Source organism: Alistipes sp., from assembly GCF_048465575.1.
Classification (GTDB): Bacteria; Bacteroidota; Bacteroidia; order Bacteroidales; family Rikenellaceae; genus Alistipes.
Window position 1 is genome coordinate 1 of record NZ_DBFWLG010000002.1, and the last position, 22,712, is coordinate 22,712.

The 22,712-nt window shown below is 60.6% G+C and carries 22 protein-coding genes and 1 pseudogene; 15 read left to right on the plus strand and 8 right to left on the minus strand.

Going from position 1 to position 22,712, the window contains the following annotated elements; genetic code table 11:
• Positions 1–24: 24 nt before the first annotated feature.
• From ACMQ11_RS00010 to ACMQ11_RS00035, 6 genes are all read right to left on the minus strand, one after another.
• Positions 25–663 (minus strand): tyrosine-type recombinase/integrase, encoded by a 639-nt coding sequence (locus ACMQ11_RS00010; protein ID WP_418990602.1) that lies wholly within the window; start codon positions 661–663, stop codon positions 25–27.
• Between the two features lie 52 nt (positions 664–715).
• Positions 716–1,888 carry an HNH endonuclease family protein gene (locus tag ACMQ11_RS00015; RefSeq protein ID WP_418990603.1) on the minus strand — a complete coding sequence of 391 codons (1,173 nt, stop codon included), beginning with the start codon at positions 1,886–1,888 and terminating at the stop codon, positions 716–718.
• A 403-nt stretch (positions 1,889–2,291) separates the two neighbouring features.
• A complete protein-coding gene (locus tag ACMQ11_RS00020) occupies positions 2,292–3,437 on the minus strand; it encodes an adenine-specific methyltransferase EcoRI family protein (protein ID WP_418990604.1) in 1,146 nt (381 codons plus the stop codon).
• A 105-nt stretch (positions 3,438–3,542) separates the two neighbouring features.
• A complete protein-coding gene (locus tag ACMQ11_RS00025) occupies positions 3,543–4,919 on the minus strand; it encodes a cytochrome c peroxidase (protein ID WP_418990605.1) in 1,377 nt (458 codons plus the stop codon).
• Between the two features lie 49 nt (positions 4,920–4,968).
• A complete protein-coding gene (ccsA, locus tag ACMQ11_RS00030) occupies positions 4,969–5,787 on the minus strand; it encodes a cytochrome c biogenesis protein CcsA (protein ID WP_418990606.1) in 819 nt (272 codons plus the stop codon).
• Positions 5,784–6,512, minus strand: a complete 729-nt coding sequence (locus ACMQ11_RS00035; protein WP_418990607.1) for a cytochrome c biogenesis protein ResB — start codon at positions 6,510–6,512, stop codon at positions 5,784–5,786. The genes ccsA and ACMQ11_RS00035 overlap by 4 nt, the downstream gene beginning before the upstream one ends.
• Before the next feature lie 50 nt (positions 6,513–6,562).
• Between ACMQ11_RS00035 and ACMQ11_RS00040 the strand changes: the two genes are divergently transcribed.
• The 5 genes and pseudogenes from ACMQ11_RS00040 to ACMQ11_RS00060 all read left to right on the plus strand — a co-directional run bounded on the left by ACMQ11_RS00040 (position 6,563) and on the right by ACMQ11_RS00060 (position 10,736).
• Positions 6,563–8,011, plus strand: coding sequence for a Na+/H+ antiporter NhaC family protein (locus ACMQ11_RS00040; protein WP_418990608.1), 1,449 nt, complete (start codon positions 6,563–6,565; stop codon positions 8,009–8,011).
• A gap of 144 nt (positions 8,012–8,155) precedes the next feature.
• The gene (locus ACMQ11_RS00045; protein ID WP_418990609.1) at positions 8,156–8,806 is read left to right on the plus strand and encodes an HAD family hydrolase; all 651 of its coding nucleotides are present in this window, start codon (positions 8,156–8,158) and stop codon (positions 8,804–8,806) included.
• Between the two features lie 51 nt (positions 8,807–8,857).
• Positions 8,858–9,457 carry a TetR/AcrR family transcriptional regulator gene (locus ACMQ11_RS00050; RefSeq protein WP_418990610.1) on the plus strand — a complete coding sequence of 200 codons (600 nt, stop codon included), beginning with the start codon at positions 8,858–8,860 and terminating at the stop codon, positions 9,455–9,457.
• A gap of 49 nt (positions 9,458–9,506) precedes the next feature.
• Positions 9,507–10,221: pseudogene (locus tag ACMQ11_RS00055) on the plus strand (hypothetical protein).
• Positions 10,218–10,736: a hypothetical protein gene (locus ACMQ11_RS00060; protein ID WP_418990611.1), complete on the plus strand. Its 519-nt coding sequence runs from the start codon at positions 10,218–10,220 to the stop codon at positions 10,734–10,736. The pseudogene ACMQ11_RS00055 and the gene ACMQ11_RS00060 overlap by 4 nt, the downstream one beginning before the upstream one ends.
• A 10-nt stretch (positions 10,737–10,746) precedes the next feature.
• Here ACMQ11_RS00060 and ACMQ11_RS00065 read toward each other — a convergent pair whose 3' ends face one another.
• Positions 10,747–11,877: a sigma-54-dependent transcriptional regulator gene (locus tag ACMQ11_RS00065; protein WP_418990612.1), complete on the minus strand. Its 1,131-nt coding sequence runs from the start codon at positions 11,875–11,877 to the stop codon at positions 10,747–10,749.
• Between the two features lie 274 nt (positions 11,878–12,151).
• Here ACMQ11_RS00065 and ACMQ11_RS00070 point away from each other — a divergent pair, with 274 nt between their 5' ends.
• From ACMQ11_RS00070 to ACMQ11_RS00090, 5 genes are all read left to right on the plus strand, one after another.
• Positions 12,152–12,853, plus strand: coding sequence for a DUF4290 domain-containing protein (locus tag ACMQ11_RS00070; protein WP_418990613.1), 702 nt, complete (start codon positions 12,152–12,154; stop codon positions 12,851–12,853).
• 60 nt (positions 12,854–12,913) lie between these two features.
• Positions 12,914–14,059 (plus strand): redoxin domain-containing protein, encoded by a 1,146-nt coding sequence (locus ACMQ11_RS00075; RefSeq protein WP_418990614.1) that lies wholly within the window; start codon positions 12,914–12,916, stop codon positions 14,057–14,059.
• Entirely contained in the window at positions 14,056–14,826 is a 771-nt protein-coding gene (locus ACMQ11_RS00080; protein WP_418990615.1) for a UDP-2,3-diacylglucosamine diphosphatase, read from the plus strand. The genes ACMQ11_RS00075 and ACMQ11_RS00080 overlap by 4 nt, the downstream gene beginning before the upstream one ends.
• Complete coding sequence (gene thyA, locus ACMQ11_RS00085; protein WP_418990616.1) at positions 14,823–15,716, plus strand: thymidylate synthase; 894 nt, start codon at positions 14,823–14,825, stop codon at positions 15,714–15,716. The genes ACMQ11_RS00080 and thyA overlap by 4 nt, the downstream gene beginning before the upstream one ends.
• 131 nt (positions 15,717–15,847) lie before the next feature.
• The gene (locus tag ACMQ11_RS00090) at positions 15,848–16,327 is read left to right on the plus strand and encodes a dihydrofolate reductase (protein WP_418990617.1); all 480 of its coding nucleotides are present in this window, start codon (positions 15,848–15,850) and stop codon (positions 16,325–16,327) included.
• 74 nt (positions 16,328–16,401) lie between these two features.
• Here the strand turns inward: ACMQ11_RS00090 and ACMQ11_RS00095 are convergent, their stop codons facing one another.
• The gene (locus ACMQ11_RS00095) at positions 16,402–17,106 is read right to left on the minus strand and encodes a porin family protein (RefSeq protein WP_418990618.1); all 705 of its coding nucleotides are present in this window, start codon (positions 17,104–17,106) and stop codon (positions 16,402–16,404) included.
• A 562-nt stretch (positions 17,107–17,668) separates the two neighbouring features.
• Between ACMQ11_RS00095 and ACMQ11_RS00100 the strand changes: the two genes are divergently transcribed.
• The 5 genes from ACMQ11_RS00100 to ACMQ11_RS00120 all read left to right on the plus strand — a co-directional run bounded on the left by ACMQ11_RS00100 (position 17,669) and on the right by ACMQ11_RS00120 (position 22,676).
• On the plus strand, positions 17,669–18,370 hold the full coding sequence (locus ACMQ11_RS00100; RefSeq protein ID WP_418990619.1) for a 4Fe-4S dicluster domain-containing protein: 702 nt from the start codon (positions 17,669–17,671) through the stop codon (positions 18,368–18,370).
• A gap of 87 nt (positions 18,371–18,457) precedes the next feature.
• A complete protein-coding gene (locus ACMQ11_RS00105) occupies positions 18,458–19,546 on the plus strand; it encodes a heterodisulfide reductase-related iron-sulfur binding cluster (protein WP_418990620.1) in 1,089 nt (362 codons plus the stop codon).
• Positions 19,510–20,553 (plus strand): FAD-dependent oxidoreductase, encoded by a 1,044-nt coding sequence (locus ACMQ11_RS00110; RefSeq protein ID WP_418990694.1) that lies wholly within the window; start codon positions 19,510–19,512, stop codon positions 20,551–20,553. Before ACMQ11_RS00105 ends, ACMQ11_RS00110 begins: the two co-directional genes overlap by 37 nt.
• 3 nt (positions 20,554–20,556) lie before the next feature.
• Positions 20,557–20,892, plus strand: a complete 336-nt coding sequence (locus tag ACMQ11_RS00115; protein WP_418990621.1) for a 4Fe-4S dicluster domain-containing protein — start codon at positions 20,557–20,559, stop codon at positions 20,890–20,892.
• 2 nt (positions 20,893–20,894) lie between these two features.
• On the plus strand, positions 20,895–22,676 hold the full coding sequence (locus tag ACMQ11_RS00120; RefSeq protein WP_418990622.1) for a (Fe-S)-binding protein: 1,782 nt from the start codon (positions 20,895–20,897) through the stop codon (positions 22,674–22,676).
• Positions 22,677–22,712: the final 36 nt, after the last annotated feature.

The following is a 22,712-nucleotide window of genomic DNA, read 5'->3' on the forward strand; positions in this document are numbered from 1 at the left end:
GCAAATACTTGTTAAGCGTATTTGCTATACCGAAAGTAACAATTCTTCCTCAAATCTCCAAATGTTTATCCCGAAATTCATAAAATACATTTTAAAGATGTGGTAGAGCGAATATTTACTTTTCTCCGTGGTTTTCGATTCGCAGTTATAGACTCTTCCCACCGTGTGCCTGACCGTGATGATCTTTTGGACGAAATCGACATCTTCCCATTTCAGCGCGCAAATCTCTCCGATTCGCATGCCCGTGCAAAGCGCCAGCAGTACGCCGATGTTCTGCGGCGAGGGTTTTTCCAAGAGGTGACGCATCAGCATCCGTTGGTGGTTCAGTGCCAAAACAGGTAAGCGGCGGGCTTCGGTACGGGTCGGATATTCGATCTCCCACACCTCGAAAGGGAACATCTTGTGTTTGCCCCCGAATTTGACGATGGATTTCAACACGGCGATCAGGTCGCGCACGGTCTTTCTGGCAAGTCCCGAGGCGAATTTTGCGATCACGAACCGTTGTACGTCGCTTTCCGTGATGGCTTTCATCTCCCCGAAGCACGGGAGCAAATGGGTTTGGATCGCCAGCGTGTAGGCACACATGGTGGAGTGTTTTACGATGGGACGTTTGGCGTCGCACCAAATTCGTGAGACTTCTTGAAAAGTGTGCTGCACAGACATATTTGAGAGATTAGCTATTAGGACTCTCTCAAAATTAGTGATAAATTGGTATTTATCGGTTGCCTTTCGAACGGTTGTGGGTCTTGCACAGCATTTGGCAGTTCTCAACGCTTGTAGCTCCTCCTTTGCTCCATGCCGTAACATGGTCTGCATCCATCTCCGAGAGGTTGTAAATGCGCGTTCTGTTTGCATTGTCTGATGCAGCACAAAGCGGACAGTTGGAGATTCCGCTTTCATTCGCCGCGTCCGTTTGACGTTTGTAGGCGATCCGTTTTACGGATTCTTCGAACAGGCGAATGTCGAGCAGCTTTTTCTCTTTTTCTCCGCCCAGTACATACTCGTAGATGTTTCGGGGACATTTGATGTTTTCATCTGCCTGCAAGGTTCGTACACGTTGCAGGATGGAATCCACGCTGTAAGGAGTATTGTGGTAGGTTTCGTAGAGCCTGCCCCACTCCAGTCCGCACATGTCGCGCTCCACCATCGTGAAAGTGGCGGAAACCCAGTCGATCACCGAACGGAAATAGTTTTCCAGTTCGTTGGGCGAATTATCCCGGCGATGCAGGCTCATATAGGCATCGACCGTCATTTGTTTGCTGGTGCTCACCCATTCGAGCGCTTCGGCGAGAAAATCCTGCCGTTTGACCTCTCCTTTTACATAATGGCTCCATTTTTGGGTCTCTGCATTTTGTGAATTGCTGAAGATGCGCTTTGCCGCATTGACGAACGGACCGGAATAGATGGCATTCAGCAGTTCCTGCTCCTTGAGCGGAATACCGACGATGTTGATCGTCTTGAACCACTCCTTGATCTCTTGCTCCTCGCCCTCGCACTCGTAGATGAGCAGAGGCGACTGCATGATGCGTTGCTGCGATTCCGTTGGCAACCCCGAAAAATACTGCACATTGTCCCCTGAATCCCTTATGGCGAATTTCCCCGTCACGAAACGGCCGAATGAGGTAATGCGCTGCTGTCCGTCGAGCACCTCGTAGCGTCCGTCGTGCGTACGGTTGAAATAGATCAGTCCGATGGGATAACCCTTCAAAAGCGATTCGATAACGGCAACATCCCTCTTTCCGTCGTTGTAGATATAGTGGCGCTGGTATTCCGGCTGAATTGTGAGCCGTCCGTCCAATCCGAAAAGCCCCTTGCCTTCCAGTTCGTTGTATGTAAAGCCTTTGCAAAGATCCGCAACCGTCCATTCGGTATGTAATGTCGTCTTCATCTTATTTTTTTAATTTAAGTTGAAATCTTAGGGATAACCGACAGGCAGAATTCTTCGCGTCTGCGGTCAAAGAAATATACATCGGCGGATAGCCTCAAATACAATGACTTGAATGCTCGTAGCGTCATCAAAAAAGGCGATAAATTTATTCCAACGTATGCACGTTTGCTTATAAGAAAATCATAATCTGATATGTTTAATGAGAACTCTCGCATAAAGCTGGGTGTAAAAGTTCCCATCGACGATGTAGTATGTTTCCTTGGTCGGAATCGTTGAATGGCGTAGGGCTGCCCCATCATTCAGTTTTGTAACTTTGGAATTTTTCCCATGACGGTCAATTTGTATTTGTTCCGGATAAACCTTGAAAGCACCTCCAAACCAAGTTTTTGTTATCCCTAAGATTTCAAAGTGCTACTTTATTGCTGATTTTTCTTATAAGAACACGTGCATAAGGTTTTTGAGGTTTTCCGTTTTCCAGATAGTAGAGCTGACCATCCCGCAAACTCGGATTCAATTTCTTCAGTTCACGCGGATATGGCCTCAATCCCAGTTCTTTACCTGAGTCTCCTTGGGTCTGGCCTAAGATTTCAAATTGCTCCGGGCAGTACTTATCCAAAAAAGAGATCGGAACACCCATTATGCCGTTGTAATCGGACGGTATTGCATCGGTAAAAGGGACCTCTATCGCATCGTAGTTGTCGTAATGCTCGTATGCAGGCTTGCCTTTTATTTCCTTATGCTTGGAGAACCGCAGATTGTCTTCCATCGTCATCAAAGGGAGCGGCTCGTGGCGGCGGCCATGGTCGATGTTGGTAAACCAGCGTACGCCCTTAACCCGGATATACTTTCGTCCTTGGGCGTCAATTCTCCAGCCTGCCGCCGTCAAAGGGTATTCCTCCGGTACTTCGAATTCCCGGTCGCCACTGTGGATCGAGTATCCCATCCACATCCTGTTTTCCTTTATCAGCGGAAAGGTCTCTTTGTATGTTACCGCGTTCATGTTTCCAATTATTATGAAACGTTTATTGGCGGCTACAATCCAAGACAGGAATTCACGGAATAGCGAGAACGGCGGATTTGTGATGATGATATCCGCTTCATCACGCAGTTTTGTAACCTCTTTGCTGCGAAAGTCTCCATCACATTCCAGGTATTTCCATTTCAAATCGTCGATATTTACTTTTCCATCGCCCGTCAGGTCTTTATCCAGAACGAATATCTTCCCTTTCGTTTGCGCTTTAGCCGGGTCGAACTGAGGCGCTTCGGTTTCGAAAAGGGTAGGTTCGGTTCGGAGTTTCATTTTCTTTGCTTCGGGTGCATAGCTCGTGGAAATCAGTTTCTTCAAGCCCAACTCGTCGAACTTGGCCGCAAAGAACCGGGTAAAATTACTCCATTCCGGGTCGTCGCACGGCAGCAGAACGGTCTTTCCCCGGAACACGTCTGGGTCGTATTCGAGGTATGCGTTCATTTCGATTTCAATGTCGTGAAACTGCGTGTAGAACTCATCGTTCTTGGCCGCCTTGGCTTCTTTCAGGTTGGTATTCGCCATGTCAACAATGTAGTTGCAGATTTTCCTTACGAATAGGATGACAGCAAAAAACCGGAAAAAGCGGCTCCGAAAAGCCGCACTTGCATATCATCGGGCCGGTTCCATCTATTGCGCGGGCTGCAAATGGGGATTTTCGCCCGTCAGCGTGCCCAGAAAATCGACGATGCGGTCCACCTCCTGCTGCGTGTAGTCGGCGCCGGTCTGGAAGCGCATCATCGCTTTCACGGCCTGGTCGAGCGTCGCGGCCGAGCCGTCGTGCAGGTAGGGCGGCGTGAGGGCCACGTTCCGCAGCCCCGGCGTCTTGAAGCGGTGCATGTCGCGTTCGTTTCCGGTGAAGCCGTACAACCCCTTGTCGTCGTCGTTCAGCGCGATTTCGGGCGTGCGGGCCGCGAAATAGTCCTCGGCGATACCGAGGTATTCGAACGACTGGCCGCCCAGAATCTGTCCCGCATGGCAGGTCGCGCAGTCGTGCTCCTTGAAAAGGAGATACCCCTCGATCTCGTTGGCCGTCAGCGCCGTGTCGTCGCCTCGCAGGTAGCGGTCGAAAGGCGAACGGGGCGTAAGCAGCGTCTTTTCGAACTCGGCGATGGCGTCCGTCACGGTCGCCTCGGTCAGTCCCTCGGGGTAGAGCGCCTCGAACTCACGAACCAGCGCCCTGTCCATGCGCAGCCGCGCCACGATGTCGTCCCATGTCTGGTCGCCCATTTCGACGGGGTTCACCGGCGGCCCCGCGGCCTGTTCGGCAAGGGTGGCTGCGCGGCCGTTCCAGAACTGCTGGACGTTGAATACGGCGTTGTAGACCGTCGGGGCGTTCACGCCGCCGAACTGCCCGGCGATCCCCTCCGAGGTGCGGTGGTCCGGCACGTCGGCACCGCCGCTTTCGAGGATGTGGCAGTCGGCGCACGAGACCGTTCCGTCGGTCGAGATGCGCACATCGTGGAACATTTTATATCCCAGCGCCACCTTGGCAGCATCGGTCGGGAGCGAATCGACCAGCGGCTGGACGGGTTCGTGGGCGAACCGCTCCGCGGCCAGACCCGTGCTGAAACGCTTGGCGCGCACGTCGCGGACCCATCCGGCCAGCAGGCTCTTTTCGGCCCGGTTGAAGCCCGTGCCCCAGTGGATGAGTTTGTATTCCAGAATGGGCATCGAGCCGTTGCTGACGGCCTGGTCGAGTTTGGCCAGCGACGCTTCGTCGATGTTTTCGAGGTCGGAGAGTACCGTTTTCAGATCGGTGAAACGTGCGGCGCGGCGCATGTGGCCGTCGAGCCGGGTGCCCACGACGGGCAGTGAGCCGTAGAAGGGTTTTTCGGCCTGGTGATCGTGGCAGACCAGGCAGTCGTTCTGTTGCAAGATGGCCGCGACCTGCTCCTCCACGGGAACGCCCTGGGGGATCGACTTGCGGAAATTGAACCGGTAGATGGCCGTCGCGGCCGCCGCGACGACGAGCAGTCCGAATACGATGATGGCGAATTTCTTCATGTGTAGCGTGTCTATTTGATGGGTATGCGGAACAAAATTAAAAAAATTATCAGGTTGTGGTATAGGTATGCAAACTTTTTTTCGCCGCGGGCATCCATCCGATGCCGTACCAGGTGATTTGCAGGGCCACGAACGCCGCAGCCAGCACCACCGCGGCCCACCCGATCCTGCGGGGGTAACGCTTGCGGAAATGGATGTAGACAAGGGTCATCAGCCACGTCGCCGCTGCCCACGACTCCTTGGCGTCCCAGGCCCAGTAGTCGCCCCACGCCTGCCGTGCCCACACCGCACCCATCAGCATGCCGAGGATCAGCAGCGACGCTCCGATGCGCACCAGGCGGTCGGCCGGCTCCATCAGCTGCGGCCGCCCGAACTGCGCCCCGACGGCAACGGCCAGCGCGGCGGCCAGCACGGCGTAGGAGAGCATGTAGACGGCCACGTGGGGAATGAACCAGGCGCTTTGGAGTGCCGGCATCAGCGTCGCGTCGTGTATCTCGGGCTTGAAGATGTTGATTCCTGCGAAGACCGACGCCAGCAGGGCGGCGAAGGGGAGCAGAAAGCGGTAGCGCCAGCGCAGGTAGAGCACCCACCCCGTTGCGGCAATGAATAGCGAGTACCAGAGCCGCGTTTCGCCCATGGTCCGCATCGGGGGGCGGCCTGCCGAGATCCAGAAAAGGAGGATGAACGCTCCGAAAACGAGGGTCCCGGCGGCAAAAAGCCCGCTGCCGGAGCGCTGGAGGCGTGTCGGCGCGGGAGGCTGCGGCGAAGCGGAGCGGCCCCGTCCGAGCGTAAGGCAGGCACCCAGGCACCAGAGGGCCGCCGAAACGACGCCGAATGCGGTGAATTGTTCCCAGCCGATGGTCGTCATTTTTTGAACAGCATAAGGAGTGATCCGGCGGCCAGCATCGCCACCCCCGCCCAGATGGCCCGCAGCCACGGGTCGCGTACCACCTGAAGCACGGTGTAACGCCCCTCCCGCATGTCGTAGCCGTCCTGAAGAAAGGTGTAGCCGCCGTGGTGGACGGGTGAGTTGACCGCCACCTCGCAGGGCTTGCCGTCCACCAGAAGCGACGAGCGGAACTGGCGGGGCGGACCGTCGTCGTACCAGTCGATTGTGAACCGTTCGAGCCGTACGCCGAACGGCAGGGGGATGATGGTGCCGTCGGCGGCGTAGGCCAGTGTCTCGGTCTCTCCCTGACGGACGATCATGCGGGCGCGCGTGGTATCGGGGGCGCCGAATGTGGCGGCCCAGAGGATCAGGAACAGGCCGCCGTGGTTCAAGAGGAACGCCGCGTCGCGCCGCGTGCGCAGCCGGCGGAGCGTGACCAGCCCCAGCGAGGCCGCAAGGAGCAGGACGACCGCAATGCAGGGCCAGGTGCGGAACAGCCCGGCGGCCCAGACGCCCTCCGGGATCAGCAGCAGGACCGTGAGCGCCGTCAGCGCCACGGCGGTGCGTCCCGAGCGCAGCGTCCGGCACAACCGCGAATCGCCCCGATAGCGGTCCAGCAGCCACAACCCCACGACGAACGCCGTGCCGAGCAGGAGCGACACGGGAAAGCGCCAGAGCGCGGGGTCTGCGGTGAGGTTGTTCATCCCCCAAATGTAGCCATTTTCGCCGAATTTTCGTACTTTTGCCCCTCGATATGGAGAAGAAAATCCCGAAGACGCCCTCGCCCTGGGTGTCGGCCATTCCGCTGGCGGTGCTGACGGCGCTGCTCTATGCCGTGATCTGCGCATTCGGCGGCGACGCCATTAACGGCGGCAGTCAGATCGCGCTGCTGTCGGCCGCGTCGGTCTGCGTGATGCTCTCGATGGGCCTCTACCGCTGCCGCTGGGAGGTGTTGGAGGAGGCGATCATCGACAACATCCGCGCTTCGGCCTCGGCCATTCTGATTCTGCTGCTGATCGGCGCCATCGCCGGCACGTGGATGGTCTCGGGCGTCGTGCCGACGATGATCTATTACGGACTGAAGATGCTGCACCCGTCGTTTTTTCTGGTCGCCTCGTGCCTGATCTGCGCCGTCGTCTCCATCATGACGGGCAGTTCGTGGACCACCATCGCCACCATCGGCGTGGCGCTGATGGGCATCGGCCGGGCGATGGGCTTTCCCGAGGGGTGGGTGGCCGGCGCGATCATCTCGGGCGCCTATTTCGGCGACAAGCTCTCGCTGCTGTCGGACACCACGGTGCTGGCCTCGTCGACGGTCGGGGTGCCCGTCTTTACCCACATCCGCTACATGCTCTATACGACCGTACCCTCGATGCTCGTGGCGCTCGGGGTCTTCACCGCTGCGGGGCTGCTGCTCGACCACGCCGTCACGTCCGAGGCTGCGCTCTATGCCGAAGCGCTGCGCACGACTTTCCGCATCACCCCCTGGCTCCTGGTGGTGCCGCTGCTGACGGGCATCCTGATCGCCCGCAAGCTCCCGGCCATCGTCACCCTCTTCGCCGCCACGGTCTTCGCCGCGGTGGCCATGCTCGTGGCGCAGCCCGAGTTGGTGGCCCGCGTGGCAGGGGCCGAAACGCTCGACTGCATGTCGGGTTTCCGCGGGGTTCTGATGACCAGCTTCGGCCCCACGGCCATTCCGACCGGCAGCGAACAGCTCGACCAACTGGTCTCGACGCGCGGCATGGCGGGGATGCTCGATACCGTGTGGCTGATCGTCTGCGCCATGTGCTTCGGCGGGGTGATGACCGGGAGCGGGATGCTGCGCTCGCTGACGCGCATCTTCCTCAGACTGGTGCGCCGCACCTTCTCGGCCGTGGCCTCGACCGTCGGGGCGGGCATCTTCTTCAACCTCTGCACCGCCGACCAGTACATCTCGATCATCCTCTCGGGACGGCTCTTCCGCGAACTCTATGCCGAGCGGGGGCTGGAGCCGCGCCTTTTGAGCCGCTCGGTCGAGGATTCGGCCACGGTCTGCTCGGTCTTGATCCCCTGGAACTCGTGCGGCATGACGCAGGCCACCGTGCTCGGGGTCTCGACGTTCGTCTATGCGCCCTACTGCATTTTCAATATCGTCTCGCCGCTCATGTCGCTCGCGGTGGCGGCTATCGGGTGGAAGATACGAAAATTAAGAATTAAAAATTAAGAATTAAGAATTTCCGAGTTGCGCCACGAAGCCACTCCCGAGGGAGGGGGTTGGGGTGGGGTCAGACTTGTAAACGACGCCGCAGGCGGCGGACAGGACGCGCGGCTGCGAGCGCACTGTCTATCTATAATGATGGGATAAATTATGAATTTCGATCTGATCGTTTTCGATCTCGACGGCACGCTGCTCGACACTATCGGCGACCTGGCTGCGGCGTGCGACGCGGTGCTGGAACGCCACGGCCTGCCGCGGCATACCCTGGAGGAGTACCGCCATTTCGTCGGCAACGGCATCATGCGGCTGGTGGAGCGGGCGCTGCCCGAAGAACTGCGCACGGCGGATACCGTGGCCCGCGTGCGCGCCGATTTCTTACACTATTATACGGAGCATATCGACCGCCTTACCCGACCTTACGACGGTATCCCCGAACTGCTCGCCGAACTCCGTAGGCGGGGCGTCCGGCTGGCCGTGGCTTCGAACAAGTTTCAGACGGGCACCGAAAAGCTCGTCCGGCGCTTTTTCCCCGCCGCTGCGTTCGATCCGGTGCTGGGCCAGCGTCCGGAGGTGCCCTTGAAACCCGATCCGGCCGTGGTCGAGGAGATACTCGCAATAACGGGTATACGGCGCGAGCGGGTGCTCTACGCGGGCGATTCGGGCATCGACATGCTCACGGCTGCGGCGGCAGGCGTCGCCTCCGTGGGGGTGACATGGGGATTCCGCACGCGCGAGGAACTTCTCGAAAGCGGGGCTGGACGGATCGTCGACCGGCCGCTCGAAATCCTCGATCTGCTTTAAAATCCGTAAAAATTTGGCGGTTTCGAATAATGTCCTTATATTTGTTACCGCATGGTAACAAAGGAACGGGATCGGGAAGCGACCGAACGGCTGCTGCTCAAGACGGCGGGGGAGATGATCCGCCGCGAGGGGTTCGAACGCTTGGGCGTCAATGCGCTGGCCGAGCGTGCAGGCGTATCCAAAATGTTGATATACCGCTATTTCGGCTCGCTGGAAGGGCTGCTGGCCGCCTACGTGCGCCGACACGATTTCTGGATCAACCTGCCCCGCGAGCTGCCCGAGCGCGACGAGTTGCCCCGGTTTTTGATTCGGCTGTTCTGCGAGCGGATCGAGCAGTTGCGCGCCGATCCGACGCTGCGCAGGCTCTACCGCTGGGAACTCTCGGCCGACAACGAGCTGGTCGCCGAGCTCCGGCGGCAGCGCGAGGAGGCCGGCATGGAGTTGGTTCGGGCAGTCAGCCGCATTTCGGGCCATTCGGAGCCGCGTGTGGCCGTGCTGGCCGCGATGCTGACGGCTTCGGTCACCTACCTGTCGATGCTCGGCGACTGCTGCCCGGTCTACAACGGCATCCCCCTGGATCAGGATCGCGGCTGGGCGCGAATCTCACGGGAGATCGAACGGCAGGTGAACGCCTTTTTTCCGGAGTTGTAAATTTTTTTGCACACGATGTTACCACTTGGTAACATAAATGGATAACTGCATGAAAAAACAAATTTTTACCTGGATTTTGCCGCTGCTGGGGCTGAGCTCCTGCCGGGCGGAGTTGCTCGACTACGGCGCGGGAAGCGTGCGCGTGGAGATCGAACGGGGCGAAGCGTGGCTGCACGACTTTCCGCTCTTTTGGGGGATCGAAAAGAAAAATGCGCCGCAGATCGCGGTGTGGATCGAATCGCCGGACGGGGAATACCTGGGGACGGTCTACGTCAGCCACAAGATCGCCACTGAGTCGTGGCAGGCGGCCCGCGGCGCCCGGCGGCCGGAGGCGCTGCCCCACTGGTGCCACAGCCGCGGGGTGCGCTACGAGGACGGATTGTATCTGCCCACCAAACGCCACCCGCTCGCGGACGGCATCTCGGGAGCCACGCCGCGCGAGTCGTTTTCGCTCAAAGTCGTGCCCGGCGAGGGGCTCCGGCGCTTCGTGGTCAAGGTCGAGGTCAACCACTCGACCGATTTCAACGACGCCTGGCCTCGCAACGCAAGGCCGGGCGAGCCGGGTTATTCGGGCGGGAAAGAGGGGAGCGGACAGCCCGCGGTGGTCTATGCCGCCGGGATCGACCCGGATGCGGGGGTGCGCGAGGCGGAGGCCGTGCCGGTGGGCCACAGCAGCGCCGACGGCTCGACCGGGGAATCCGGACCTCTCGCAGCTGACCTCGGCGCTGCGGATCGTCCGACGCATTACGGTGAAAGTCCTATGAGACGGATTGTTTTTCTGCTGACGGCGCTCGTTGCGACGGTCGCCGCCGCGGGGCAGACGCGCTTTTCGTGGGCTGCGGCCGCGGGGACGGGCATTGCGCTGGACGAGCCGCGTTTGACACCCGCAATACTCCGTCTGGCGGGCTTCTACGAAGCCGGCGCCCGTTTTTCGGTAGGCGCAGGAACGGGAATTTCGTGTTACGAAAAGACCCTCGTGCCGCTCTACGGCGAGGTGCGCTTCCGCCTCACGCGGCCCCGCCGCCTGGTGCCCTACCTGAGCTGTGCGGCCGGGTACGCTTTCGCTCCGGATCGTGAGGCGAGGGGCGGGGTCGTGCTCAATCCGTCGCTCGGGGTCCGGCTGAGGCTGCGCGGCCGGGCGGGTCTCACGCTGGCCGCCGGATACGAACAGCAGTGCTTCGAGCGGCTGAAGAGCCGGCGCAGCGACCTCTTCGCCGCCGCGTTCTGCGAGCGGCTCCGCCACCACCTCGTCAGCGTGCAGCTGGGCGTGTGGTTCTGAGGCGCAGCCGTCAGCAGTACAATTTCACGTCCTCGGCCGTGATGCGTTCGTCGGAGAGGATGATGAGCCGCTCGATGACGTTCCGCAATTCGCGGATATTGCCGCTCCAGGGCATCTGCTGCAAGGCGTCGAGCGCCGCGCGGTCGATCGGCTTGGGCTCGGTCGCATACTCCTCGGCGATGGTGCGGATGAAATGGTCGACCAGCTGGGGAATGTCGCCCACGTGCTCTCTGAGGGCCGGGACGCGGATCACCACCACGCCGATGCGGTGGTAGAGGTCTTCGCGGAAATTGCCGTTCCGGATCTCGTCCCGCAGGTTCTTGTTCGTGGCGGCCACCACCCGCACGTTGACGTCGATGTCCTTGTCGCTGCCCACGCGGCTGATCTTGCTCTCCTGCAAAGCGCGCAGCACCTTGGCCTGCGCCGCCAGCGACATGTCGCCGATCTCGTCCATGAAGAGCGTGCCGCCGTCGGCCTGCTCGAACTTGCCCTTGCGCTGTTTGACGGCCGAGGTGAAGGCGCCCCGCTCGTGGCCGAACAGCTCGCTCTCGATCAGCTCCGAGGGGATGGCCGCGCAGTTGACCTCGACGAACGGGGCCGCCGCGCGGGCGCTCTTGGCGTGCAGCGAGCGGGCCACGAGCTCCTTGCCCGTGCCGTTCTCGCCCGTAATCAGCACGCGGGCCTCGCACGGGGCGACCTTTTCGATCAACTGGCGCACGTGCTCGATCTGCGGCGAGGTTCCGATAATGTGTTCGCAGCGCAGCGCGTGCGCGCGCCGGCTGCGGCGCGCAGGTGCCGCAGCCGCGGGCTCCGGCTCGGGGGAGTCGAGCGCGCTGCGCACCGATTGCAGCAGCCGGTTCATGTCCACGGGGGTCGTCAGGTAGTCCCGCGCGCCGTTGCGCACGGCCTCGACGGCCGAAGAGATCGACGCTTCCGACGAGAGCACGATGAACGGGGCGTCGGCTCCCTCGGGGCGCGCCCCCGTGCTCGTAAGAATCAGATCGAACGGTATCTTCTGGCACATCTCCGAAGCCGCCGCCTCGTCCTCGGCCGCCTCGGTCGAGAACCCCTCGTACTCCAGCCGCTCGCGCAACGTGTTTCGCATACTTTTTGATCGGTCCAGAATTAAAACCTTTGCCATATTTGTTTTTCCTGAGATTTTACGCTACTTTTGCCCCTGATCGATCGGGGTTTCGACAGGTCGCATCCCGGCTCGAAAGCCTATCCGCTTTTGCATCCGTTTTGCACTGTACGAGTTCCAAAGTTAGCTTTTTCTGCGCTGTTAAACCAATTCCGGGGGCCTTGCCCCGAGGTGCTGAAAGCTGGCGAAAAGGTCTTGAATCGGCCCATGACCCGGGGCTGTCGGGACGCTCAGGCGGACCGAATGCGCTAACGGGTCGAACCGCAATTACAACATGAAAAAGAATTACAACTACACACGGCGCAAGCTGTATCTGCCCGAGTACGGGCGTCACATCCAGGAGATGATCGACTCGCTGCTTACGATCGAGGACCGCCGCGAACGCAACCGCCAGGCCCGCGCCGTCATCGCCGTGATGGGCAACCTCAATCCGCTGCTGCGCGACACGGCCGACTTTACCCACAAGCTGTGGGACCACCTGTTCATCATGTCTGATTTCCAGCTCGATGTCGACTCTCCCTATCCGCGTCCCACGCGGCAGGAGCTCACCGTGGCGCCCCGGCGTCTGGCCTACAACCAGGGCCGCATCACCCACAAGCACTACGGGAAATACGTGGGGATGATGATCCGCCGCCTGGCCGGCGAAGAGGACCCCCACGTGGTGCGGACGACGGTGGCCGACCTGGCCCGCTACATGCGCACCAAGAGCTACGAATACAACCAGGAGCATCCGAGCAACGAGGTCATCGTAAAAGACATCAAACGCATGTCCCAGGGTGCCATAGAAATCGACGAAGTTGCTTTGAATAATCTCCGAAGCGACTATAAACAGCCCTTTATGGCGCGTCCCCAGCGGGGCCCCCAGCAGCGTCAGCAGCAGCGCCAGCAGCCCTACCAGCAGAAAAATCGCAACCAGCACAACAACAACCGCCTATTCCAGAAAAACAACGGACAGCACCGCAATTCCTCCAAGTAGAAGCGTGTCGTTTGCGGAAAATTGCTATATTTGTACTCCAAACTGCGAAAACGAAGCTACATGAACAAACAGACACTTTTCGTCTCGCTGACTGCGGCCGCTCTCCTTTGCGGCTGCCAGTCGTCGAAAGTGAAGATTTCGGGCCGGTTCGTCGGCGGCGATACGAAACATATCTACCTCGAACAGGTCTCGCCGCTGGCGCAGAACGTCATCGACTCCGCGGTGCTGGATGCCGAGGGGCAGTACCGCTTCCAGATTCGGGGCGCGGCCGCAACTCCCTCCTTATATAATATAGTATACAACGGCGAGCGCATTCCGCTGTTGTTGGCCGGCGGCGACCGCGTGACGGTGGGTTCGGTGGGCAGCGTCGTGCGCAACTACACCGTCCAGGGCTCCGGAGAGTCGGAGCTGCTGAGGCAGTTCTACCAGTCGTTCGTGCAGGGCGCGCAGCGGCTGGACAACATCGCCATGCAGTTCGCCCGCGAGGGAATCACGGAGGAGGAGCGCAAGGCGCTGGTCAAGGAGTACACGGCCGAATACTACCGCATCCGCCGCGAGCAGCTGCGCTTCATCATCGAACACAAGGAGTCGCTGGCGGCCGTCTACGCCCTCTACCAGCGGCTGCCGGGCGATACGCACCTCTTCAACGGCGACAGCGATGTGGTCTACTACCGCACCGTGGCCGAGGCCCTGGCGGAGCGCTATCCCGAGTCGCCCTACCTGCAATCGCTGCGGGCCGAGATCGCCCGCATGGACGCCCGTATCAGCCTCACCTCGCAGATCACCGAGGCGGGCTATCCCGACCTCGACCTGACGGATATTTACGGCCGCAAGATCCGTCTCTCGTCGCTGGCGGGCAAGGTCATTCTGCTGGATTTCTGGTCGGCCGAACTGGGCTCCAGCAACCAGCTCAACGCCGAATTGAAAGAGCTCTACCGCAAATACGCCGGAGCCGATCCCTCGTTCGAGGTCTACCAGGTGGCGATCGATTCGTCCAAACCGCTCTGGATCACGGCCGTGCAGGAGCAGCAGCTGCCCTGGATTTCGGTCAGCGACCTGCGCGGGCGCGCCTCGTCGGCGCTGGGGCTCTACAACGTGCAGAAACTCCCGGCCAACTTTCTGATCGACAAGGAGGGTACGATCGTGGCCAAGGACATCTACGGCAAGAGCCTCGACGAAAAACTTTCGGAGCTGACCCGCCGATGATCTATTTCGCGTCGGACATACACCTGGGCGGCGGGGACGAGGCTTTCGCCCGCGAGAACGAGCGCCGCTTCGTCGCATGGCTCGACCGCGTGGGGCGCGACGCCGAGGCGATCGTGCTCGTAGGCGACGTTTTCGATTTCTGGTTCGAATACCGGCGGGTCGTGCCCAAGGGGTTCGTGCGCACGCTGGGAAAGCTGGCCCAGCTGACCGACCGCGGCGTAAGGGTACTCTTCTTCACCGGAAACCACGACATGTGGGTCACGGACTACCTCGCCCGCGAATGCGGAGTCGAGATTTACACTGCGCCCCGGCTGCTGACCTTTGGCGGGCAGCGGGTCTTCGTCGCCCACGGCGACAACATGAATATCCAGGGGCAGCCGATGCTGCGTCTGCTCAATACCGTGTTCCGTTCGCGGACGCTCCGCATGCTCTTTTCGTGGGGCCTGCATCCCGACCTGGCGCTGCGGTTCGGCCACTGGTGGAGCTCCTGCTCGCGCAAGAAGCACAACGACGCCGACCTCGAAGCGGCCCGGAATGGTCTGCCGGGCGGGTTCGATGCCTCGCTCACCGAGCCGCTGATCCGCTATGCCCGCGAATATGCCCGCACGCACGCCGTCGACCATTTCGTCTTCGGCCACATGCACTTTGCCCGCGACTACCGCGAGCAGGGGCTGCACGTCGTAAACCTCGGAGGGTGGGAGAAAAACCCCTCCTGTGCCGTGCTGGACGACGCGGGAAACCTCACGCTCCAACTGCTCGACCGATGAAACAGTACCTCGATCTGCTGCGCCGCATTACGGAGGAGGGCGTCGTGCGCGGCGACCGCACCGGAACCGGGACGCGCAGCGTCTTCGGCCACCAGATGCGCTTCGATCTGGAGGCGGGTTTTCCGCTGCTGACGACCAAGCGGGTCTTTCTCAAGGGGGTGATCCACGAACTGCTGTGGTTTCTCCGCGGCGATACCAATATCCAATACCTGGTGGACAACGGCGTCCATATCTGGGACAACGACGCCTGGCGCTACTACAACGAGTTGTGCGCGCGCCGGGGCGCGCCGCCCGTGTCCCGCGAGGAGTTTTTGGCCTCGGCCGGGGAGGAGTCGCCTCTTGCAGGGTATCGTTACGGCGACCTGAATCGCGTCTACGGCTACCAGTGGCGCTCGTGGCCCCGGCCCGACGGCGGAGCGGTGGACCAGATCGCCGGAGCCGTTGAGCTGATCCGCCGCAACCCCGAGTCGCGCCGCATCGTGGTCTCGGCCTGGAACGTCGCGGAGGTGGACGACATGGCGCTGCCGCCGTGCCACGTGCTGTTCCAGTTCTATGTGGCCGAAGGGCGTCTCTCGTGCCAGCTCTACCAGCGCAGCGCCGACACGTTTCTGGGCGTGCCGTTCAACATCGCCTCCTATGCCCTCTTGACGCTGATGACGGCGCAGGTGTGCGGTCTGCGACCCGGCGAGTTCATCCACACGCTGGGCGATGCGCACCTCTACCTGAACCATGCGGAGCAGGTCGCCGAGCAGCTCGCGCGCGAGCCGCGGCCCCTGCCCCGGATGCACCTCGATCCCGAGCGCCGTTCGCTGTTCGATTTCCGGTACGAAGATTTCACCCTCGAGGGGTACGATCCCTGGCCGGCGATTCGTGCTGAAATGTCCTTTTAACCAACCGTTAAAAGGACATTTCGGCACAATTAAAAATTAAAAATTAAAAATGAGGGTTTGATCGTATGTTGGAAATCATACATGTTTTAGGTGCAGAATAATTTTTAATTCTTCATTTTTCACTCTTAATTATGGTAAGTATTATCGTGGCCGTGGCTGAAAACGGCGTGATCGGCGACAAGAACGCCCTCCTGTGGCACATATCCGAGGACCTCAAACATTTCAAGGCCCTCACCACGGGCCATCCGGTGGTGATGGGGCGCCGAACTTACGAGTCGCTCGGGCGGCCGCTGCCCAACCGGCGCAACGTGGTCGTGACGCGGCAGGAAATAGCGCTTCCGGGCTGCGAGGTGGTCCACTCGCTCGAAAAGGCGCTGGCGCTCTTTCCGTCCGACGAGGAGGTCTTCATCATCGGCGGGGCGCAGATCTACGCCGAGGCGCTGCCGCTGGCCGACCGCTTCTACCTCACGCGCGTGATGCACGCCTACGAGGGCGACACGCGCTTTCCGGCATGGGACGAATCGGCCTGGCGGCTGGTTCGCAGCGAATCGTTCCCCTCGGGGAGGGACTATCCCTGGCCGTTCGCGTTCGAGACCTACGAGCGGCGGTAGCGACCGTGGCGCGCTGACATAATGGAAAAGTCCGAGCTGCGGCTCGGACTTTTCACGTAGACGGCAGGGGCGGTTCAGAAATTGTAACCCACCGACACCTGGAACGACCCGTTCTTGTATTTGGTGCCTTTTGCCCAGTGTGAATCCCCGTCCGTGCGGGCAAGGTTCGTCAGCCCCAGGTCGTAGCTCAGGCCCACGTAGAATTTCTGGATGTTCACCCCGGCACCGAAGCGCAGCCCCGCATCGAACCGCTTGAAATCGCCGCGGTCCTCCTCTTCGGTCGATTTGTCGAAGATCTTGCACTCGTAGGAATAACGCTCCGTCTCGCCCTCGAAAAACTCCGTCTCCTCGATCTTGTATTTGCCTCCCAGACCGACGGCCACGTAGGGACCCACGTTGATGTCGATCTTGACGGCCTTGCTGACCGGGAAGCGGTACGAGGCCACGACGGGGAGCTGGAGGTAGTTCATGTTCAGCTTGTCGGAGTATTCGTACCGATAGCCATCCTCGTTCGTGCTATTTTCGCTTTTGGCACCGCGCGTAGTGAAATACAACCCCGGTTGAATGTAGAAGTTCCCCGCCACATTCCAGTCCATCACCGCACCGACATGGAAGCCGGCACGGCTCTTCGGATCGGCCATACCGGAGTCCTTGTCGCCCGTGCGGCTGAGGGAATTGATGTTCACGCCGGCGCGCACGCCGAATGCGATTTTTTTCTGTGCGCTTGCAGCACACGTTGCGCACACGGCCAGTACCGTGCAAAGCAGCAGTTTTTTCATCTTGAAATAAGATTTGGGTGTCGCTCAGGCCCTCTTTGCAACGGTTCGTGTTCAAAGGGAAAACAGAAAGCGTGGGGCCATGCGCCTATTTTAGAAAGTCAGGTCGTAGGAAACCATTAGCATAAAATAAGCAACAACCCCACGCCTGTATCCCATAGATAAGGATAAGACGCGGCAAGATGATCGCCATTCCCTGCTAAAAGTGAATTTCCTACGTTCGACTTTCGAGAATAAGCTACACTTTCCGTGTAAATATGTTCTACAAATATAGAGATATTCCCGGAAAATGCAAACATCTTGTCTGAAAAAGAGGTTGTTGCCCTGCAAATTTGAGAAAAACTATTTTTCCATGCAACTCATTTCAGGGTGGAATGGAAAAATGTTCCCGTAAAAGGGATGCTGCATTTGTGAGCGGGCTCAATTTAGGTATTTATACCACCCCGGGGCTCGTCCCGAATCCGTACCTTTGCCCTCGCAAAGGTTTTTTTGTGTCGTCCGTCGTGTCCGTCCCGTCCGCTTTGCGGTCGCGCGAGATGCGGGGGACACTGGAAAAAGTGGAAAGATGACGACCCGATATTTCGATATGCTGATGGAGGACGTGCGCATGAAGGAGGGCCTTCAGTCGTGCATGAACTGCGGTGTCTGTACGGCCGTGTGCCCCGCCGCGGAGTTTTACAACTACGATCCCCGGCAGATCGTCTCGATCGTGCAGATGCGCGACGACGAGGCCATCGAGAGTCTGATGAAGAGCGACGTGATCTGGTACTGCGGCGAGTGCATGTCGTGCCGCCCGCGCTGCCCGCGGGGCAACACCCCGGGTTACGTCATCCAGGCGCTGAGGACCCTCTCGCAGAAGCTGGGATTCTTCGTCCACAGCGAGAAAGGCCGCCAGCAGCTCGCCCTGAAACGCATCATCGGCGAAAACATCCTGCGCACGGGCTACTGCATCGTCCCGCGGCTCGTGAAACCCGAGCTGCACCCCGAGCAGGGCACCGTCTGGCAGTGGATCTACGACAACGACCGCGAGATTTACGGACAGTTCACCCCCGTCTACATGCGTCACGGCGCCGGGGCGCTGCGCCGCCTGGACGAGGAGTCGCTCGCCGAGGTCAACCGCATCTTCGAGGTGAGCGGCGGCCGCGAAATGTTCGATACGATCGAACGCTTTTCCGACGAAAAGGCACGCGAACTGGGTTACGGGGAGGGCGCCGACCAGCAGTACATGATGGACGTCTTCTTAAACAACAGCAACGAGCACTATTAACCCCGTACCGGCCGCCTGCGTCGCTTGCCGACGCCCCGGGCGGCGGGGCCGAGAGGGTAGGAGAGTGCACACTATTATTGAACCGAGATGATGAAACGATCGAGTTGGACGGAGTACCAGAAACAGATCGCCGACGACCACTACTACTACGGGCGGAGCTGCATCCGCCAGAATTTCTTTCCCGGGAGCGAAAAGGCTTTCATCGATATTCTGCGCAACGACCTGGGTAAGGAGCTGCTGGACGATCCGATGCACTCCTCGTGCACGGGCATCGGCTACCATTCGGACATCGTGCCGTTAGAGACGATCATGACCGTCGTGGCGCGGCAGTTCGCGCTGATGACCGAGGCGGGGTACGAGCATTTCGTCACCTCCTGCATCACCTCGTTCGGTGTCTACTCCGAGATCCTGGCCACATGGCACGAGTTCCCCGAAACGGAGGAAAAAGCCCGCGAGAATCTTCTTAAAGCCACGGGCCGCGAGTTCCGAAAGCCTGCGAGCCTGGCCCACACCTCGGACGTCATGTTCCATTTCCGCGAAGAGATCGCTGCGCGAGCCCGTCACCGGCTGGTGAACGCCCAGACGGGCGAGCCGCTGCGCGTGGTCGAGCATATCGGCTGCCACTACGCCAAGATATTCCCCAAATCCGGCATCGGCGGCTCGGAATTTCCCTATGTGCTGGCCGGCATGGTCGAGGCGTGGGGCGGCCAGTGCGTCGACTACCCCGAGCGGCGGCACTGCTGCGGCTTCGGATTCCGCAACTACCTCGTGCAGGCCAACCGCGGCTACTCGATCGCCAATTCGCAGAAGAAACTCGAGAGCATGGCCCCCTACAAGCCCGATTTCATCGTGGCCAACTGCCCGGGCTGCGCCATGTTCCTCGACAAGTGGCAGTATACGATCGCCGAGATGGAGGGGACGACCTACGGCGAAAACGGCCACGGCATTCCGGTACTGACCTACGAGGAGATGGCCGGGCTGGTGCTGGGCTACGACCCCTGGGCGCTCGGAATGCAGATGCACCAGGTCGACGTCGAACCCCTCCTGGACAAGATGGGCGTCGAATACGACCCGGCAGCCAAATACCTGGGGCGCAACGGCAAATACATCGGAAAACCGGCGTCGGCGGTGGTCAACTGCTGCCCGACGGATACCATATACGACATCAGAGAGTAATGAAGAAACGTGTAATCGTCATAGGCGGCGGTGTGGCGGGCATGCAGGCCGCCCTGCGCCTGCGGGAGCAGGGGGTGGAGCCGCTCATCGTCGAAAAGGAGCCCGAATTGGGCGGCAAACTGCGCGGCTGGCACGTGCTGTTTCCCTCGTTCACCCCGGCCGCGGAGGTGCTGACCGAGCTGCGGCGGCGCGTCAAGGAGCAGCAGATCGAGGTCAGGACCTCGGCCGAGGTCCGCGGATTCACCGCGGGCGGCGTGTTGCTCGCCGACGGACAGCTTCTGCCGTGCGACGCCGTGGTCGTGGCTGCGGGTTTCACGCTCTTCGACGCCTCCATCAAGGAGGAGTACGGCTACGGCATCTACGACAACGTCTTCACCTCGGCCGACATCGAGCGCATGCTCAACGAGGGGCGCGTGGCCAAGGCCGACGGTTCGCGGCCCCGGCGCATCGCCTTTCTGCACTGCGTGGGTTCGCGCGACGAAAAGGTATGCCAGCAGCACTGCTCCAAGGTGTGCTGCATCACGGGCGTCAAGCAGGCCATGGAGCTCAAGCGCCTCTTCCCCGAAGCCGACGTCTTCAATTTCTACATGGACATCCGCATGTTCGGGCCCGGTTACGAGGAGATGTACCGCGAGGCGCAGCAGACATGCAACATCCATTTCGTCCGCGGGCGCATCTCCGAGGCCAGCCCCACCATCGACGGCCGCGTGCAGATCAAGGCCGAGGATACGCTGACCGGGCGCCCCTTGCGCATGAGCGTCGACATGCTCGTCCTGCTGGTGGGCATGCGTGCGAACGACGACAACGCCGCGCTGGCCGAAGGGGCCGGGCTGCTGCGCTCCCCGAGCGGATTCTTCGCGCCGCGCGATCTGTTTCTGGGCAATGTCCGCAGCAATGTGGAGGGCATATTCTACGCCGGGGCGGTGACCGCACCCAAGAATATCGGCGAAACGTTGAACGAAGCCTCGGCAGCGGCCGACGCCGCGGCGCAATACGTTGGAGCATAGCGTATGGCAGCGATCAATTTCGGCTACACGATCTCCAAGCCGCGGGCCATCGACATGGACCGCAACAACCTGCGCAAGAGTGACGAAATTCTGCGCGACATGCCCGAGTTGCAGGCCTGCATCGGCTGCGGGGCCTGCACGGCCGTCTGCACGGCGGGCAACCTGACGGAGTTCAATTTCCGCCGGGTCCACACGCTGGTGCGCCGCGGCGAGTACCAGGGCGCCTACGAGGAGATGAACAAGTGCATGTTGTGCGGCAAATGCCGGCTGGTTTGTCCGCGGGGGATCAATACGCGCGGCGTGGTGATGCTCATCAAACGTAAACTGGGAGATTTCTGACCATGACGTTCTTCGCACCATTCTGTATTCCGTTCATGGTCGGCGCCGCGGTGATGCTCGCCGTGCTGCTGGGCAAGTGGGGGTTGTGGCTCTACCGCCTGCCCCGTGCCGACAAATTGCTCATCCTGCGCGGATTGCCGACCCGCGCCACCGTGTCGGCGGTCGGGGAGACGGTCGGCGAAGCGCTGCTCCACCGCCGCATCTTCCGCATCAACCCCGTACTGGGGTATATGCACATGTCGCTGGCGCTGGGCTGGTTCCTGCTGATCGCCGTGGGGTGGATCGAGACCGTCGCCTACCTCGGATTCCGCTACGTGCCCTTGCAGGGACACGTCTTTTTCAAGTATTTCTCGACCGGCCTGGAGCACAAACCCGTGTTCGAATTCGTCATGGACCTCCTGCTGCTCTTCGTCCTCTCGGGCGTGGCGCTGGCGTGGGGCAAGCGCTTCTACTCGCGGGCGATGGGGCTGCGGCGTACGACGCGGCACGTCGTGGGCGACCGGATCGCCCTCTCGGCCCTCTGGTTCGTCTTCCCGGCGCGTCTGGTGGCCGAAAGCGCAACGGCGGCGCTCTACGGCGGCGGGGGATTTCTGACCGGATCGCTCGGCGGCTGGATGGCCGACCACATCGGAGTCATCCCGCTGATGAATCTCGAAAGCGCCGCCTGGTGGGTCTACTCCTCGGTGCTGGGCATCTTCTTTGTGGCGCTGCCTTTCTCGCGCTACATGCACATTTTCACGGAGATACCCCTGATCTTCCTGCGCCGCTACCGCCTGCGCTCTACGGAAAAGGAGAGTTCGTTCGACCATTTCCAGATCGAAGCCTGCTCGCGCTGCGGCATCTGCATCGACCCCTGCCAGTTGCAGCGCGTGTTGGGCGTGAACGACGTTCAGTCGGTCTATTTCCTGCGCGACCGCCGCTACCGGATGCTCACGCGCGAGGTGGCCGACAACTGCCTCCTGTGCGGTCGCTGCGCCCAGCGCTGCCCGGTCGGGATCGATCTGAATACCTTGCGAATAAATGCCCGAGACGGGATGCACAACGTGCCCGACGAACGCCGCTACGGCTATTTCAAGGGGCTCGACCGCTCGACGGGGCAGGGTAAAGTGGGTTATTTCGCCGGTTGCATGACCCTGTTGACCCCTCGCACGATGCAGGCGATGGAACGGGTTTTCGACGCCGCGGGCGAGGAGGTGTGGTGGGCCGACCGCGAAGGCGGAGTCTGCTGCGGACGGCCGTTGAAGTTGGCGGGCGAGACCGACTCTGCGCACCGGATGATGCGCTACAACACCGAGCTGTTCGTTAAGCACGGTATCACGACGCTCGTTACCTCGTGCCCGATCTGCCTCAAGGTCTTCCGCGAGGACTATGCGCTCGAGGGGATCGAGGTGCTGCACCATTCGGAGTATATCCTGCGGCTGATTCGTGCGGGGCGGCTCCAGCTCGTGCACGGCACGACGCGCTTCACTTACCACGACCCCTGCGAGCTGGGGCGCGGCAGCGGCATCTACGACGAGCCGCGTGCGGTGATCGAAGCCATTGGCGAACTGCTCGAACTGGCCGAGACGCGCGAAAACGCTCTCTGCTGCGGCTCCTCGGTGGCCAATACGGCCATTTCCGATTCGCAGCAGGTCGCTATCGCCCGCACGGTGGCCGGGTCGCTCGCGGCCACGGGCGCCGAGGTGATCGTCACGGCCTGCCCCCTTTGCAAGAAGGCCATCGGCCGCGGTACAACGGGCGAGGTGCGCGATCTGGCGGAGGTGGTAGCCGGTGCGTTGAAATAAATTTTCGCGCTTTATACCGTTGTAATTCAACCCGTA